At 72.3% G+C, this 14,477-nt stretch carries 13 protein-coding genes; 8 read left to right on the top strand and 5 right to left on the bottom strand.

The features are described 5' to 3' along the window. Positions 1–3 precede the first annotated feature (3 nt). A complete protein-coding gene (locus HD593_RS39315) occupies positions 4–2,844 on the bottom strand; it encodes an AfsR/SARP family transcriptional regulator (protein ID WP_185107136.1) in 2,841 nt (946 codons plus the stop codon). Positions 2,845–3,267: 423 nt separating this feature from the next. Between HD593_RS39315 and HD593_RS39310 the strand changes: the two genes are divergently transcribed. From HD593_RS39310 to HD593_RS39295, 4 genes are all read left to right on the top strand, one after another. Further along, on the top strand, positions 3,268–4,551 hold the full coding sequence (locus HD593_RS39310) for a helix-turn-helix domain-containing protein (protein ID WP_185107134.1): 1,284 nt from the start codon (positions 3,268–3,270) through the stop codon (positions 4,549–4,551). Positions 4,552–4,611: 60 nt separating this feature from the next. Beyond that, positions 4,612–5,271 carry a copper resistance CopC family protein gene (locus HD593_RS39305; protein ID WP_185107132.1) on the top strand — a complete coding sequence of 220 codons (660 nt, stop codon included), beginning with the start codon at positions 4,612–4,614 and terminating at the stop codon, positions 5,269–5,271. Further along, entirely contained in the window at positions 5,268–7,244 is a 1,977-nt protein-coding gene (locus HD593_RS39300) for a bifunctional copper resistance protein CopD/cytochrome c oxidase assembly protein (RefSeq protein WP_185107130.1), read from the top strand. The genes HD593_RS39305 and HD593_RS39300 overlap by 4 nt, the downstream gene beginning before the upstream one ends. 209 nt (positions 7,245–7,453) lie before the next feature. After that, positions 7,454–7,843, top strand: a complete 390-nt coding sequence (locus HD593_RS39295) for a sensor histidine kinase (RefSeq protein WP_185107128.1) — start codon at positions 7,454–7,456, stop codon at positions 7,841–7,843. A 29-nt stretch (positions 7,844–7,872) separates the two neighbouring features. On the opposite strand, the gene map is transcribed toward HD593_RS39295, so the two are convergent. Further along, positions 7,873–8,721: a type I methionyl aminopeptidase gene (gene map / locus HD593_RS39290; RefSeq protein WP_185107127.1), complete on the bottom strand. Its 849-nt coding sequence runs from the start codon at positions 8,719–8,721 to the stop codon at positions 7,873–7,875. 32 nt (positions 8,722–8,753) lie between these two features. On the opposite strand from map, the gene HD593_RS39285 reads away from it, so the two are divergent. Continuing rightward, a complete protein-coding gene (locus HD593_RS39285; protein ID WP_185112781.1) occupies positions 8,754–8,930 on the top strand; it encodes a hypothetical protein in 177 nt (58 codons plus the stop codon). A 27-nt stretch (positions 8,931–8,957) separates the two neighbouring features. Continuing rightward, positions 8,958–9,917 carry a LysR family transcriptional regulator gene (locus HD593_RS39280; protein ID WP_185107125.1) on the top strand — a complete coding sequence of 320 codons (960 nt, stop codon included), beginning with the start codon at positions 8,958–8,960 and terminating at the stop codon, positions 9,915–9,917. 23 nt (positions 9,918–9,940) lie between these two features. Here HD593_RS39280 and HD593_RS39275 read toward each other — a convergent pair whose 3' ends face one another. Then, positions 9,941–10,519: a hypothetical protein gene (locus tag HD593_RS39275; protein WP_185107123.1), complete on the bottom strand. Its 579-nt coding sequence runs from the start codon at positions 10,517–10,519 to the stop codon at positions 9,941–9,943. A gap of 170 nt (positions 10,520–10,689) precedes the next feature. Between HD593_RS39275 and HD593_RS39270 the strand changes: the two genes are divergently transcribed. Both HD593_RS39270 and npdG read left to right on the top strand, forming a co-directional pair. Then, on the top strand, positions 10,690–11,835 hold the full coding sequence (locus HD593_RS39270; protein WP_185107121.1) for a lipase family protein: 1,146 nt from the start codon (positions 10,690–10,692) through the stop codon (positions 11,833–11,835). Positions 11,836–11,891: 56 nt separating this feature from the next. Further along, the gene (gene npdG, locus HD593_RS39265) at positions 11,892–12,545 is read left to right on the top strand and encodes an NADPH-dependent F420 reductase (RefSeq protein WP_185107119.1); all 654 of its coding nucleotides are present in this window, start codon (positions 11,892–11,894) and stop codon (positions 12,543–12,545) included. Between the two features lie 143 nt (positions 12,546–12,688). On the opposite strand, the gene HD593_RS39260 is transcribed toward npdG, so the two are convergent. Together HD593_RS39260 and HD593_RS39255 are read right to left on the bottom strand one after the other, a co-directional pair. Further along, entirely contained in the window at positions 12,689–13,294 is a 606-nt protein-coding gene (locus HD593_RS39260) for a response regulator transcription factor (RefSeq protein WP_185107117.1), read from the bottom strand. Between the two features lie 46 nt (positions 13,295–13,340). Then, the gene (locus HD593_RS39255; protein ID WP_246549239.1) at positions 13,341–14,477 is read right to left on the bottom strand and encodes a sensor histidine kinase; all 1,137 of its coding nucleotides are present in this window, start codon (positions 14,475–14,477) and stop codon (positions 13,341–13,343) included.

Here is a 14,477-nt window from a genome sequence, read left to right as displayed (position 1 = left end):
GTCTCACGCGGTGACCGAGCGCTGGCCCGTCGCCGCCTCGCGTTCCCTGGTCGCCTCCCGGATCCAGTACGGGCTGCCCATCTGCTCGGCGAGCACGAGCGCTTCGATGCTGTACCTCATGGCCTCGCGGGTCCGGCCGAGCAGGCGGTGGGCCCGCGCCAGCAGCACGACGCAGTTGACCTCGGTCATCTTCATCCCGGTAGCGCGGGCCGGCTCGAGCACCTCGGAGAGCAGGGCCAGCGCGGACTCCCGCTCGCCGAGCTCGATCAGGACCAGCCCGCGCGCCACGGTGAATTCCACCTGCCGGAGGGAGTCGCCCGCCTGGTCCGCCAGCGCCGCGCCCTCGTCCAGCGTGATCGCGGCCTCCTTGAACCGGCCGAGGCCCGTGTAGGCCCGCCCCGCCACGAGCAGGGCGTAGCGTTCTCCCGGCCCGGACGCGATGTCGCGGGCGATCACGCGCTGGGCGAGCGCGTGCTCCAGCGCATCGGAGCACCGGTCCCATTTCATGAGCGTGCCGGCCAGGTTGCCGTGCGCTCGCTGCTCGTTGAAGCGGTCACCGAGCAGCCGCGCCAGCCGGAGGTGCCACTCGTGGTGCTGGATGCACGCGGCCCAGTCGCCCTTGAGGTACAGCCCCGTGGCGATGTGGGCATGCCCCTCCATCGTGATGACCCGGTCGTCGAGGCGCTCCCCCGTCGCGAGCAACTGCTCGCCCAGCGAGATCAGGCCGGGCACCCGGTACGCGGCCTGCTGGTACCACCACAGGGCGAGGGCGATCCCCGCGCCGGCCCGCGCGATGTCGTCGTCCGGATCCGCCATCGCCTGGAAGGCGGCGGCGAGCAGGATGGTCTCCTCCCTCCTGAGCCAGGCGCGCGCCTCGTCCGCGCTGTCGAAGCCGCGGCCGCGGACGTCCAGCGGCGGATACAGGCAGTGGACCCGGTGCGGGTCGCTGGTCCGCGCCGCGGCCCGCGCGGACTCGGCGTAGTAGCCGATCGCCCGCTTGAGCGGCGCGATCCGCTCGCCGGCGGGCAGCAGGTCGCCCGCGAAGAGCCGGACGAGGTCGTGCGGGTGGTAGCGGCCCGGCTCGCCGGCCTCCAGCAGGTGGGCGTCACAGAGCCGTTCCAGGGCTCGCTCGACGTCGACCGGGGAGGACTCGGACAGCGCCGCGGCCGCCTCCACGGTGACGTCGGGCACGTGCAGCAGGCCCAGCAGGGCCAGCAGGTGCGCCGCCTCGCCGTCGAGCTCGCGGGTGCTGCCGTTCAGCGCGTTCCAGCTCGCCGCCAGGCTCGACCGTACGGCGAGGTCGCCCGCCTCCAGCTCGCGCAGGCGGCGCCGCTCGTCGGTGAGCCGCATCGTCAGCGCGCCTACGCTCCAGTCGGGACGGTCGATCAGCCGCGCCCCGGCGACCCGGAGGGCGAGGGGGAAACCGTCGCAGAGCCGCACCAGGTGAGTGGTCTGGTCGAGGTCGGCCGATACCCGGTCCGCTCCGACCAGCTTGGCCAGCATGGCCGTGGCCTCGGCGTCCGAGAGGGGGTGCAGGCGGACCTGGGCGCAGTCGTCCCCGGCTGTCAGGGACTCGCGGCTCGTGACCAGCACCGCGGTGCCGCGGGGTGCCGAGATGAACGGCTTGACCTGCGCCAGGTCGGCGGCGTTGTCCAGGACGAGGAGCAGCCGCCCGCTCTGCAGCTTGCTCCGCCACAGGGCGGCGGCCTCGTCCTCGTCCTCGGGAATGGCGCTGTCCGGCGTGCCGAGGCCGCGCAGCAGGCGGCTGAAGATCTCGTGGGTGGACGGCCGGGGGACGTTCGGCGTGCCCCCGCGCAGGTTGACGTAGAGCTGCCCGTCGGGGAACCGTTCGCGCACCATGTGGGCGACGTGGACGGCCAGCGCCGACTTCCCGACACCGGGCGGGCCGCAGATCACGACGAACGGGTGCGGAGGCTCGTCACCCCAGGGATCCAGCAGGGATCTGAGCCGGACGGTCTCCCGCGTGCGGCCGACGAAGACGAGCAGGTCGCCGGGAAGCTGGCGTGGTTTGACGTGATCAGGGGCCGCGGGCTCGCCGGCACCCGACAGGACGACGCGATGCGCGCGGCGCAGGCCCTCGCCGGGAAGGATGCCGAGCTCATCCGACAGAGCACGCCGGGCCTCCTCGAACACCGCCAGCGCCTCGGCCTGGCGCCCGCACCCGTGCAGGGCCAGCATGAGCAGCTCGCCCGGGCGCTCCCTGAGGGGGTGGCGGTGGACCAGCTCGTACAGCTCCCCGAGCGCCTCCTCGGGGCGGCCGAGCCGCAGCAGCGCGTCGGCCCGGGTCTCCACGGCCGTCACCTGGAGCTGGTCGAGGCGGGCGCGCTCACCATCGGCGAAGGGCCCCGGCACGCCGCTCAGCGCCGGGCCGCGCCACAAGTCCAGCGCCTCGTCGATGGCGCGCAACGCGCCGGCGAAGTCACCGGACTTCCTGGCCTGCGCCGCCGCGTCGAGCCGCGCGGCGAAGAGGTGGGCGTCGACCTGGAGGGGGTCGAGCTGTAACAGGTAGCCGCCCGAAGCGCGGGACACCCTGCCCGGAGGCTGTCGCCTGCGGCGGCCGGGCTCGAGCGCCCGCCGTAACCCCGCGATGTAGGTGTAGATGCTCTGGGTGGCGCTGGGGGGAGGATCGTCTCCCCACAGACCCTCGATCAGCTGGCTCACGGTGACCACGCGGTTGGAACTCATCGCGAGCATCGCTACGATCGCCTGCTGGAGCGGCGGCCCCAGGTCGATCTCCCTGTCACCGAGCACGCCCACGACGGGGCCCAGGAGACCTACGGTCAGATCGGCCGGGGGGCGCTCATGATCGCGAGTCTCGTCCACGTAGGGAGCTTAGTCCCGATGGCCGCAGCGTAAAGAGGCCGAATCCGTCATGTAGAGGGAATGTAGACGGGGCGGCTAGGCTGAGCCCACGTGCCCGAGGTGCGGTCGGTCACGTGGGCTCAGACTGATCAGCGGCTCAGGCCTGACGGCTCCCTTTCCTGCCAGACCACTGGTGCCGACGAGCGCGAAGTGCGGTTCGTGCCCGTCGTTCGCCTCTTCTCGCTCGGCTCAGCAGCAACCGATCTCCGCTGTGGCGCTCGAGAGGGAAGACGCCGTGGCATTCGCGGCCGTAACATGACCTCCTAGGACTGTCGCGGCGCCGACCGCGACAGCCAGGATCGACAGGGCAATGCGCATGCGCATGGGGGTTCTCCCTCGCCTTTGTGAGTTGCTCGGATTTCATCTTCTCAGGGAGCGGTAGCTGTGACCACATCTGACCTAGTCGGACTCCGCATCAAGACGGTTCGGCGGCAACGCGGCTTGTCGCAGGCACAGCTGGCCCATCCCGAGCTGTCGGACAGTTACGTCTCGCTGATCGAGAGCGGCAAGCGTACCCCCACTCCCGCAGTCTTGGAGCTCCTGGCCAACAAGCTCGACTGCTCGCTGTCCTACCTGATCAACGGTGTCACCGCCGAGCAGATGGAGGACATCGAGCTCGCTCTCGGCTACGCGCGGCTGGCACTCGAGAACGGCGAGGTCGCCGAGGCCCGCACCCGCTTCGCGGAACTGCTGGGGAACAGTAACTTGGCAGGTCTGACATCGCTTCGTCAAGAAGCCGAGTTCGGCCTGGCCCTGGCGACGGAGGCGGCCGGCGATCTCGACCAGGCCATCTCGATCCTGCTCAAGCTCCGCGCGGAAGAGCTCTCGCCCGACCGCGCCATCGAGGTGGCCGTCGCGCTGTGCCGCGCCTACCGGGAGAGCGAGCGGCTGAGCGAGGCCGTCGAGGCGGGGGAGCAGTTCCTCAGCGGCAACGCCCGCCAGCCCTGGAACGACCTGCTGGTCGAGCTGGCCGCCACGCTCCTCATGGCCTACTACGAGCGCGGCGACATGCTGCGCGCCAGGCAGTTCGCGGCCGAGCTGCTCAACGCGGCCGACGCGCTGGGCACCCCGCGCTCCATCGTGGCGGCCAACTGGAACGCCTCGATCATCGCGCGCGTCACCGGGCACACCGACGAGGCGGTGACCTTCATCGAGCGGGCCCTGGCGGTGCAGATGGAGCACGGCCAGCCGCGCAACACCGCCCGGATGCGGCTCCAGGCCACGCGGACGCGGCTCAGGAGCGGCGCGCAGGACCCCGTGAACGCGCGCGAGGCCCTGCGGGCGGCCGTCACGGAGTTCGAGCAGACCTCGACCAGCACGATCGACCAGGCCACCCTCTACCTGGAGCTGGCCTGCGCCGAATACATGAGTCACGACCTCGACAGCGCCGCCGAGCACGCCAGGGCCAGCAGGAGCCTGCTCCCCAGCTTCGGCCACGTCGCGGGCGCCGAGGCCGACCTGCTCCTCGCCCGCATCTACGGTGCCGTCGGCCGTACGGAGGAGGGGCGTGAGATCGCCGCCGGCGTCGAGGGCTGGCTCTCGCCGCTGCCCGACACCCGCCGCTCGGCCTCCCACTGGTACGCCACGGCCGAGACCATGGAGCAGCTCGGCGACGCCGGCGGCGCGGTCGACGCCTACCGGCGCGCGCTGGCCTGCGCGGGATTGTAGAGCCCGGTTCGTAGAGCGACGTCCGGACCGGGCGGTGGCGTCGGTAGCCTTGGGGGTGCCATGAAGAGATCCCCGCTCGCGGCCCTCACCGCGATTCTCGCCTCCGCCCTGCTCGCGTCCGGGCTCGTCGTGTTCGGCTCCGCCGCGCCCGCACTGGCGCACGACACGCTCAAGAGCAGCTCTCCGGCCAAGAACGCCGAGGTCAAGTCCCTCGACGAGGTCAAGCTGGAGTTCAGCGCCAAGGTGCGCATGCCGTTCGTCATCGTGCGGGGCGACGGAGACGCCCAGCACCAGAACGGCAAGCCCGAGGTGGACGGCGCCGTGGTGACGCAGGCGGTCAAGGGGCCGCTGCCCGACGGGAAGTACACGATCGCCTACCGCGTCGTGTCCTCCGACGGGCACCCGATCGAGGGAGAGATCCCGTTCCGGGTGAAGGGCGCCGAGACGCCTGCCCCCAGCCCGTCACCCTCCCCGTCGGCGTCCGGGTCGGCGTCCGGGTCGGCGTCCGCGTCGGCGTCCGTGTCAGCGTCGGGGGAGCCGGCCGCCACCGGCGCGCCCGCCTCGAGCGCCCCGGCTCCCGCGGCCACCGAGGTGACCGCCACCGATCAGGCGGCCGTCGAGCAGGGGGCGACGTTCCCCGTCTGGCTGATCATCGTCATCGGCGCGCTCGTCGGCATCGGCATCGGGTTCCTGCTGAGCGCGCGGAAGAAGCAGCCATGACCCGGGCGGCGCGCCTCGCGCTCGTGACGGCGGCGGCCGCGATCGCCGCGCTGGTCCTCGGCATGATCGCCGGAGGCAGGGCGTTCCCCAGGATCATCCCGGGGCTGCCCGACGCCGGCGCCGTCGTGCGGTGGGGGCTGCCGCTGTCCAAGCTGCTCATGGACGCCGCCGGCGTGATCACCGTGGGCCTGCTGCTGATGGCCGCCGCGCTGCTGCCCAACGACAAGGGCGTGCTCGGCAAGAGCGCCGTCGAGTACGTCAAGGCCGCCTCGTGGGCCGCCCTCGCGTGGGCCGGCGCCGCGTTCCTGTCCATCGTGTTCGGCGTCGCCGACTCCATGGGCAGGAGCGTGCCGCAGATCCTCGACCGGGCCTTCCTGACCAGCTACGCCACCCAGACCACCCAGGGCGTCGCGCTCACGCTCGTCGTGCTGTTCGGCGTGGCCATCGCGCTGTTCTCGCGCGGCGCCATCACCGCCGGGGCGGCGGCGGGGCTGCTGGTGTTCGCGATGGCGACGCTGCTGCCCGCGCCGCTGACCGGGCACACCTCCTCCTCGCCCAACCACGACCTGGCCACCTCGTCGGTGTCGCTGCACCTGCTCTCGCTCGCGCTGTGGACGGGCGGGCTCGGCGTGCTGGCCCTGCACGCGCTGCGCAAGCAGCCGCAGCTCGACGTGGCCGCGGCCCGGTTCTCCCGGATGGCGCTGTGGTGCTACGCCGGGGTGGGCCTGTCCGGGGTCTTCGCGCTGGTCGCCCGCCTGGGCGCCGTCTCCGACCTGTGGACCACCGAGTACGGCCTCCTCGCCGTGGCCAAGATCGTGCTGTTCGTGCTGCTCGGCTACATCGGCTACTGGCACCGCCAGCGCACGCTGGCGGACCTGGAGGCCCGCAAGCCCCGCGCGTTCACCCGGCTGGCCGGCGGCGAGATGGTGCTCATGTTCGCCACCATCGGCGTCGCCGTGGCGCTGTCGCGCACCCCGCCGCCCGAGTACAGCGTCCCCGCGGACCGGGCCTTCGACCTGCTCGGCTTCCCCCTCCCGCCGCCGCTCACCCTTGGCAACATCTTCTCGCTGTGGTGGCTCGACCTGTTCTTCGCCGTGGTGGCGGCCGTGCTGGCCGGGCTCTACGGTGCCGGCCTGCTGCGCCTGCGCCGGCGCGGCGACCGGTGGTCGTGGGGCCGCACCGCCTCCTGGTACATCGGCGTCGCGCTGCTCGTCTTCTGCACGCAGAGCGGCCTGGCCAGGTACGCCAAGGTCATGTTCGACGTGCACATGATCGAGCACATGACGCTGTCCATGGTCGTGCCGATCTTCCTCGTCCTCGGCGGGCCCGTCACGCTGGCCCTGCGCGCGCTCAAGCCCGCCGCCAGGCGGGGCGACAGGGGGCCGCGGGAGTGGATCACCACGATCCTGCACAGCCGGTTCACCAAGGTCGTCACCCATCCCGTGGTCGCCACCGCCATCTTCGTGGCCTCGACATACGCGCTGTACTTCACGCCGCTGTTCGAGTCGGCGATGAACGAGCACCTCGGCCACATCTGGATGACCCTGCACTTCCTGATCAGCGGCTGCCTGTTCTTCTGGGTGATCATCGGCGTCGACCCCGGGCCGAACCGGCTCCCGTACGTCTGGCGGCTGCTGATGCTCTTCGTCACCATGCCGTTCCACGCCTTCTTCGGGATCGCGCTGATGATGATGGGCTCCGTGATCGCCTCGGGCTGGTACGAGCAGCTCGGCCGTACGTGGGGCGACACGCTGCTGCAGACGCAGCGCGACGGCGGCGCCATCGCGTGGGGCTTCGGCGAGATCCCCACGCTCATCGTCCTGCTGGCCATCGCCGTGCAGTGGTACAAGGACGACGACAGGCAGGCCCGGCGCGCCGACCGCAGGGCCGAACGCGGCGCCGGCGGCGATCCCGAGCTTGATTCCTACAACGCCTACCTCGCCCGCCTCAACCGTGCCGACAAGGGCGAGTAGCGGTTCGGACATGGCCTTCTACCTTCCGACTACATGTCTCTGGACCGGCAGGTAGCCTTTCTTACAGGGGAGACGGGCATAACCCCATCAGCTAGAGTGCGCAGGCCTTGAGGGGGGATACGCACCGCAGCTTGGGAGCGCCGGAGTGGGGACCGGCGCTGCGCCCGGTGCCAAAGAAGGCGAGAGACCAATTGTCGGAAGAGACTCGGATGCGCGGGGGGCAGAGCCTGGCCGAGGCCCTCGAGAGTTATCTGGCCGAATGGTCGGAGCGCACGGGAATCACGGTCGAGACGTGGGCGCTGCCCGCGACCGACGTGCCGTCCCGCGTGTCGAGCGGCGTCATGACCACCATGCGTGAAGCGCTGTCCAACGTCGAGCTGCACAGCCGGGCCCGGACCGTGTCCATCGCCGTGACGGTCGGCAAGAGCGGGCTGCGGATGACCGTCAGCGACAACGGCCAGGGGTTTCCCACGTCGGGGGCAGGGCGGGGGATCGCCAGGATGCGGGCGGCCTTCGCCGAGCTGGGCGGGACCCTGTCGGTGAACAGCGTGCACGGCGAGGGCACCACGGTGACGGGGGTGGTGCCCAGGCGGCGTTGACGGGGGCGCGCCCCGGGCAGGCGTGCGGGTCAGGGCAGGGTGAGGATCTCGCTGCCGGATTCGGTGACGACGATCGTGTGCTCGAACTGGGCCGTGCGCTTGCGGTCCTTCGTCACGGCCGTCCACTTGTCGGGCCAGATCTCGTACTCGATCGTGCCCAGCGTCAGCATCGGCTCGATCGTGAACGTCATCCCCGGCACCAGCTCCACCCGCAGCGACGGGTCGTCGTAGTGCGGCACCATCAGCCCGGAGTGGAAGCTCGTGCCGATCCCGTGGCCGGTGAAGTCGCGCACCACGCCGTAGCCGAAGCGCTTGGCGTACGCCTCGATGACGCGGCCCACCACGTTGAGCTGCCGGCCTGGCGCGACCGCCCTGATGGCGCGCATCATCGCCTCGCGGGTGCGCTCCACCAGCAGCCGTGACTCCTCGTCGACCTCTCCCACCAGGAACGTCGCGTCCGTGTCGCCGTGCACGCCGCCGATGTAGGCGGTGATGTCGACGTTGACGATGTCGCCGTCGCGCAGCACGGTGTCGTCGGGGATGCCGTGGCAGATGACCTCGTTGATCGAGGTGCACAGCGACTTCGGGTAGCCCTTGTAGCCGAGCGTGCTGGGGTAGGCGTGGTGGTCGAGGAGGAACTCGTGGCCGATCCTGTCGAGCTCGTCGGTGGTGACGCCCGGCCGGACGTGCCTGCCGACCTCCTCGAGAGCCTGGCCGGCGATCCGGCCGGCCACCCGCATCCGCTCGATGATCTCGGGGGTCTTCACGTCGGACTCGCCGGTCCTGGGGCGCTTCTTGCCGACGTACTCCGGCCGCTCGATGTGGGCGGGAACCTTTCGCATGGGCGAAACTCGCCCGGGCTGGAGCAGTGTCGTCATGAAACCTGAGTCTACGGGGCAGAATTGACCATGTGAGCGAAGGCCAGTGGTGGTTCTGTCTCAAGCACATGCGGGTCGAGCCCGACCAGGGCTGCCCCAACAAGGACCGGATGGGTCCGTACGCGTCCGAGCAGGAGGCGGCCGGGGCGCTGCAGCGCGCCGCCGACCGCAACAAGGCATGGGACGAGGCGGACCAGGACGACGACTGATCAGCGTGCCCGAGTAGGCTGAGCCGCGTGGAGATCGATCCTCGGCGGCTGCGCATCCTGTACGAGGTCGCCCGCCGCGGCGGCGTGCTGCGCGCCGCCGAGGCGCTGCACCTGACGTCCTCCGCCGTCTCCCAGCAGCTCGCCCAGCTCGAACGCGAGGTCGGGCTGCCCCTCATCGACCGCTCCCAGCGCAGCGTCTCGCTCACCCCGGCGGGGCGGGTGCTGGCCGGGTACGCCGAGCGGGTGGAGGAGGAGCTGGCCGAGGCGAAGCGGGAGCTCACCCGGTTCACCGAACGGCTGGCGGGGCCGGTGCGCATCGCCGCGTTCGCCACCGTGATCAAGCACATCCTGGTGCCCGCCCTGCGGGAGCTGGCCGTCCGCCATCCCAGGATCACGCCGGTCATCCACGAGATCTACGGGCCGCCCGCGCTGCAGGAGTTACGGCTGGGGTCGGTGGACGTGCTCATCACCGAGCAGGACATGGGCCTGCCCGCCCTGTCGCAGCCGTCGCTGAGCACGCGGCTGCTGTACGTGGACGAGTACCGCATCGTGCTGCCACCCGGCTGGGCCGAGCCGGCGGCCACGGTGACCGACCTCATGCGGTGCCCGTGGGTGGCGAGCCTGCCGTCGCACGCGACCGGGCAGGCGCTGGACCGGCTGGCGGGGCTGCACGGGTTCGAGCCGCGCAAGGTGCACCTCGTCACGGAGTTCGACTCGGCGCTGGCGCTGGTGGCCGACGGGCACGGGGTGGCGATCGTGCCCACGCTGGCGCTGCTGGACGTGCCGGAGGGTGAGGTGCTGGTGAGCGACATCCGCGAGGTGGGGGCGCGCAGGGTGGACGTCATCACGCGGGTCGGCCGTACCCGGTCGGGGGAGCCCGATCCGGTGCAGGCCGTGGTGATCGAGGCGATCGAGGAGGCCACCGCGGCGCTGGAGGCGTCCCTGCGGGGGCGGCTCGGCGAGGAGAAGCCGGTCGCCGGCCGGTAGCCCGCCTGGAGATCCGCCTGGAGTCAGTCGGTGATCTGGGGGCCGCTGACCTTGTCCAGGAGGCGGGCCAGGCGGTCGCGCAGGCGCGGGCGCTGCTCCAGCTCGCCCGCCGCCGCGCTCACCAGGTGCTGGGCCCCGTCGAACGTCACCAGCCCGTCGCGCGGCACCGCGATCGCGTCGTGCGCCAGCCCGGCCAGCTCCCGGTCGCCGCCCTCGATCGCCAGGATGGTCGCCCCCGTGCGCCGGGCGTCGTCCACGCGTTCCAGCAGGGGGACCGGCGCCTGCTGCTCCGACAGTACGAACAGGGTCTCCCCGCGGGCCGCCCGCTCCAGCCGGTCGAGGCCGACGCTCAGGTGGGCGGGGGCGCCCGGAGGCGGGTCCCAGCGCACCAGGGTGGGCGTGAGCTGGGACAGGCCGGACAGGCGGGCCTCGTCGGCGAGGTGCGCGGTCAGGTGCCAGGGCTCCTCGTCCGGCGTGCCGACCAGCAGCAGGCCGCCTGGCGAGCGCGTGGCGCGCAGGGCCAGGCCCAGCTCGCGGGCGCGTTCGAGCCAGCCGGTCTCGGCGAGGAGCTCGCGCAGGAAGGCCACCGATCCTGAGTCCATGTCCCCATGGTGCCCCACGGGGGTGAGCGGGGAGGTTGATTCGCGAGTGATGTATTGACACGAAGCGTGCGTATCCGTCATTTCGGGCCTTGACATTGAGTTACCCTCGGGTAACGATCGGCTCGCGGCGCCGCCGTCCCAGTGGTGATCCTCACGGAGAGGGGCGGCACATGACCTTACGTGTGCGCGTCAGCATGTCCATGATCCTGTTATCGATCATGTCGCTTCTCACCGCGGGCCCCGCCCGCGCCGCGGCACCGGGAGACGTCGTCTCCGCCCAGCCCACCACGGTCTACCTCCTGCCGGGCCGGCTCCTGGAGGTCCCGGTCAACGCCTGGCACCTGCGCTACAACTCCACGTCCGCCACCGGCGCCGTCAACACCGTTTCCGGCACCCTGCTCGTGCCCAGGGCCGGCTACCCGCTCGGCACGCGCCCGATCATCGGCTACGCCTTCGGCACCCACGGGCTCGGCGACCAGTGCGCGCCCTCCGTCAGCATGAGCCAGGGCAGGGAGGCCGAGCTCGCGCTGGTCAGCCTGTTCCTGCTCAAGGGGTACGCGGTCGCGATGACCGACTACGAGGGGCTCGGCACGCCGGGGCCGCACACGTACATGGCGGGGATCTCGCAGGGGCACGCCGTGCTCGACGCGATCAGGGCCGCCACCCGTGTGTCCGGCGCCGGGCTGTCGGCCACCGCGCCCGTCGGCATCATGGGGTACTCCCAGGGCGGCGCCTCCGCCGCGTGGGCCGCCCAGCTCCAGCCCTCGTACGCGCCCGAGCTGCGGCTGCGCGGCGTGGCGGCCGGTGGCGTGCCCGCCGACCTGCACGCGGTCGCCCAGCACCTGGACGGCAGCGCCGACTTCGGCCTGGCGGCGGCCGCCGGGGTCGGGCTCGACGCCGCCTACCCCGAGCTCGACCTGGAGGCCGACCTCAACGACCGCGGCCGCGCGCTGCTCGCCGACGCCGCCGACGACTGCGTGGGCGACCTGAGCAAGCTGGCCGGGCTGCGCTTCGCCGACCTGAGCCCGATCGACCTGCTCAACCAGCCCAAGTGGCTGACCCGCCTGGCGGAGAACCGGCTCGGCGCGACCCCGCCGCGGGTGCCGATGTTCCTGTACCACGCGCGCGGCGACCAGATCATCCCGCTCGCGGTCGGGTCCACGCTGCGCACCGAGTACTGCAGAGCAGGGGTGCGGGCGCGCTGGCTCTCGCTGCCCGCGCCCGACCACGTCACGGGGGCCATCGAGGGCGGGCCGCTCGCCATCGAATGGCTGGCCCTGCGGATCCTGGGGCTGCCCGCCTCCAGCAACTGCTGAGACCCGCGACCCACCCACCCGGCCCTGGTGCCGGGTGGGTTTGGCATGATCTGGTTATGACAGACGTGAACGGACTTTCCATCGCCATCCTCGGCGGCACCGGTGACCAGGGGAAGGGGCTGGCGCGGCGGTTCGCGCTGGCGGGGCATCCGGTGCTGATCGGCTCGCGCAGCGCCCAGCGGGCCCAGGAAGCCGCCGAGTCCATCGGGGCCGGCGCGACGGGGGACGAGAACGCGGTCGTGGCCGCGCGGGGCGACATCGTGATCGTGGCGGTGCCGTACGAGGGGCACAAGGCGTTGCTGGAGTCGCTGAGGGGGGAGCTGGCCGGCAAGATCGTCGTCGACTGCGTCAACCCGCTCGGGTTCGACAAGCAGGGCGCGTACGCGTTGCAGGTCGAGGAGGGCAGCGCCGCGCAGCAGGCGGCGGCCGTGCTGACCGACAGCCGGGTGGTGGCCGCGTTCCATCACGTGTCGGCCGTGGTGCTGATGGATCCGGCCGTGGACAAGGTGGATCTCGACGTGCTGGTGCTGGGGGACGACCGCGAGGCGACCGACACCGTGCAGGCGCTGGCGGAGGTGATTCCGGGGGTGCGCGGGGTGTACGGGGGGCGGCTGCGCAACGCTCACCAGATCGAGGCGCTCACCGCCAACATCATCTCGGTGAACCGCCGCTACAAGGCCCACGCCGGGCTGCGCATCACCGACATCTGACCACCGCAGCCCGCCCGCCGCGCCTGCCCGCCGCGCCTGCCCGCCGCGCCTGCCCGCCGCGCCTGCCCGGCACGCCTGCCCGGCGTGACTGCCAGGCGTGCGGTCTCCGGGTGCGGCTGGGGGCGGTTGGCGGGTGGCCGGGGTCAGAGCCAGCCGGCGTCTTGGGCGATCCGGATGGCGTCGATCTTGTTGCGGGCGCCCGTCTTCGTGATCGCCCCGGTCAGGTAGTTGCGCACGGTGCCGGGGGAGAGGTGGAGGCGGGCGGCGATCTCCTCGGCCGAGGTGCCCCTGGCCGCCTCCCTGAGCACGGTCGACTCCCTGGGCGTCAGCGGGCTCTCGCCGTACTCCATCGCCGACGACACCAGCTCCGCGTCCAGCACGCGCAGCCCGGCGGCGGTGCGCCTGATCGAGTCCGCCAGCCGGTCGCCGGGGGCGTCCTTGACCAGGAACGCCTCGATGCCGGCGGCCAGCGCCCTGCGTACGTGACCGGGCTGGCCCATCGCCGTGAGCACCAGGACCCGGCAGGACGGCAGGCGTTCGCGGAGCGTGGCGGCGGCGGTGATGCCGTCCACGACCGGCAGGTCGATGTCCAGGACCGCGACGTCCGGCCGGACGCGCAGCGCCTCGGGGACGATCTCGTCGCCCCGGGTGACCTCCGCGACCACCTCGATGTCGGGCTCCAGGCGGAGCAGGGCGGTGAGGGCGGCGCGGATCATGTGCATGTCCTCGGCGAGCAGCACCTTGATCATCGAGCGGCTCCCGTGGTGCCGCTGTCACGGCCTTGCGAAGCACGGGTCACGTCGCGACCTCGACCGCCAGGAGGAAGCCGCCCTCGCCCGTCGGGGTGGTGGTGCAGGAGCCGCCCGCCTGCGCCGCCCGCTCGGCCAGCCCCGTCAGCCCGCCGCCCGCGGCGCCGTGGGCAGCGGGGGCGAGCCCAGCCGGCCCGCCGCCCGCGGCACCGGGGGTGAGGCCGGTGGGCGCGCCGTCGTTGGCCACCTCCAGCCGCACCGCGCCGCCGTGCAGCGACGTGGTGATGGTGCAGGTCGTGGCCCTGCTGTGGCGCAGGACGTTGGTGACGCCCTCGCGTACGGCCCAGGCCAGCGCCTCCTCCGAGCGCTTCGGCAGCCGGACGTCGGCCAGGTTCGCCTGCACGCCCACGCCTGACGACTCCAGCAGCGCGACGGCCCGGTCCACCTCGCCCGCCAGCGACAGCTCCCGGTATCCCCTGGCGACGTGCCGTACGTCGTGGGCCGCCTCCCTGGCCACCTGCACCAGCTCGCCCACCTCCGTACGCGCCGCGCCGGGGTCGCGCTCGATGAGCCGGCCGGCCAGATCGCCCTTGAGCGCGATCGCCGTGAGGCTGCGGCCCAGGCCGTCGTGCAGGTCGCGGGAGATCCGCAGCCGCTCCCTGAGCACCGCGGCCTCCGCCAGCTCGGCCCTGGCCTGCTCCAGCTCGACCGTCACCCGGACGAACCGCACCAGCAAGTAGATCATCGCGCCTGTCGTCGCGATGGTGGCCACGTAGAAGAACGTGATGTGCGCCCCCGCCAGGCCCCACCACATCCGCGTGGCCTCGCTCAGCATCATCAGCCCGACCAGCGCCCCGCCCCAGCCCAGCGGCAGGAGCACCAGCAGCGACCCGGCGAGCAGCGGCGCGGTCAGCGCCGACATGCCGCCGGGCAGCAGGAAGTCGGGCAGGTAGGTGGCCACCGCCTGCAGCACCAGCGTCACGGGGAACCAGGGCGGCCGCACGCCGCGCAGGCCGGCCCGCATGTTCACGTGATGGGTGGTGATGACGGCGGCCATGGACAGCAGGGCCAGCAGGCCGTAGTAGGCGCCCTGCCGGAAGTACACGAGCGTGATCGCCGTGTACGCGCACGAGACGGCCGTGATGAGCACGCCGGCCAGCCTGCGGGCCGCGGGGGAGGACAT

Origin of the sequence: Nonomuraea rubra (genome assembly GCF_014207985.1) — a bacterium.
Lineage (GTDB): Bacteria > Actinomycetota > Actinomycetes > Streptosporangiales > Streptosporangiaceae > Nonomuraea > Nonomuraea rubra.
Note: the sequence above shows the minus strand (reverse complement) of the source record. Positions and strands in the feature narration are given on the sequence as shown.

What these genes read in the sequence shown, in the direction of transcription:
- HD593_RS39305 (WP_185107132.1), top strand. Translation starts at nt 4,612, where the DNA reads ATGAAGAGATCCCCGCTCGCGGCCCTCACCGCGATTCTCGCCTCCGCC.
- HD593_RS39300 (WP_185107130.1), top strand. Translation starts at nt 5,268, where the DNA reads ATGACCCGGGCGGCGCGCCTCGCGCTCGTGACGGCGGCGGCCGCGATC.
- HD593_RS39295 (WP_185107128.1), top strand. Translation starts at nt 7,454, where the DNA reads ATGCGCGGGGGGCAGAGCCTGGCCGAGGCCCTCGAGAGTTATCTGGCC.
- map (WP_185107127.1), bottom strand. Translation starts at nt 8,721, where the DNA reads ATGACGACACTGCTCCAGCCCGGGCGAGTTTCGCCCATGCGAAAGGTT.
- HD593_RS39275 (WP_185107123.1), bottom strand. Translation starts at nt 10,519, where the DNA reads ATGGACTCAGGATCGGTGGCCTTCCTGCGCGAGCTCCTCGCCGAGACC.
- HD593_RS39270 (WP_185107121.1), top strand. Translation starts at nt 10,690, where the DNA reads ATGACCTTACGTGTGCGCGTCAGCATGTCCATGATCCTGTTATCGATC.
- npdG (WP_185107119.1), top strand. Translation starts at nt 11,892, where the DNA reads ATGACAGACGTGAACGGACTTTCCATCGCCATCCTCGGCGGCACCGGT.
- HD593_RS39260 (WP_185107117.1), bottom strand. Translation starts at nt 13,294, where the DNA reads ATGATCAAGGTGCTGCTCGCCGAGGACATGCACATGATCCGCGCCGCC.
- HD593_RS39255 (WP_246549239.1), bottom strand. Translation starts at nt 14,477, where the DNA reads ATGTCCTCCCCCGCGGCCCGCAGGCTGGCCGGCGTGCTCATCACGGCC.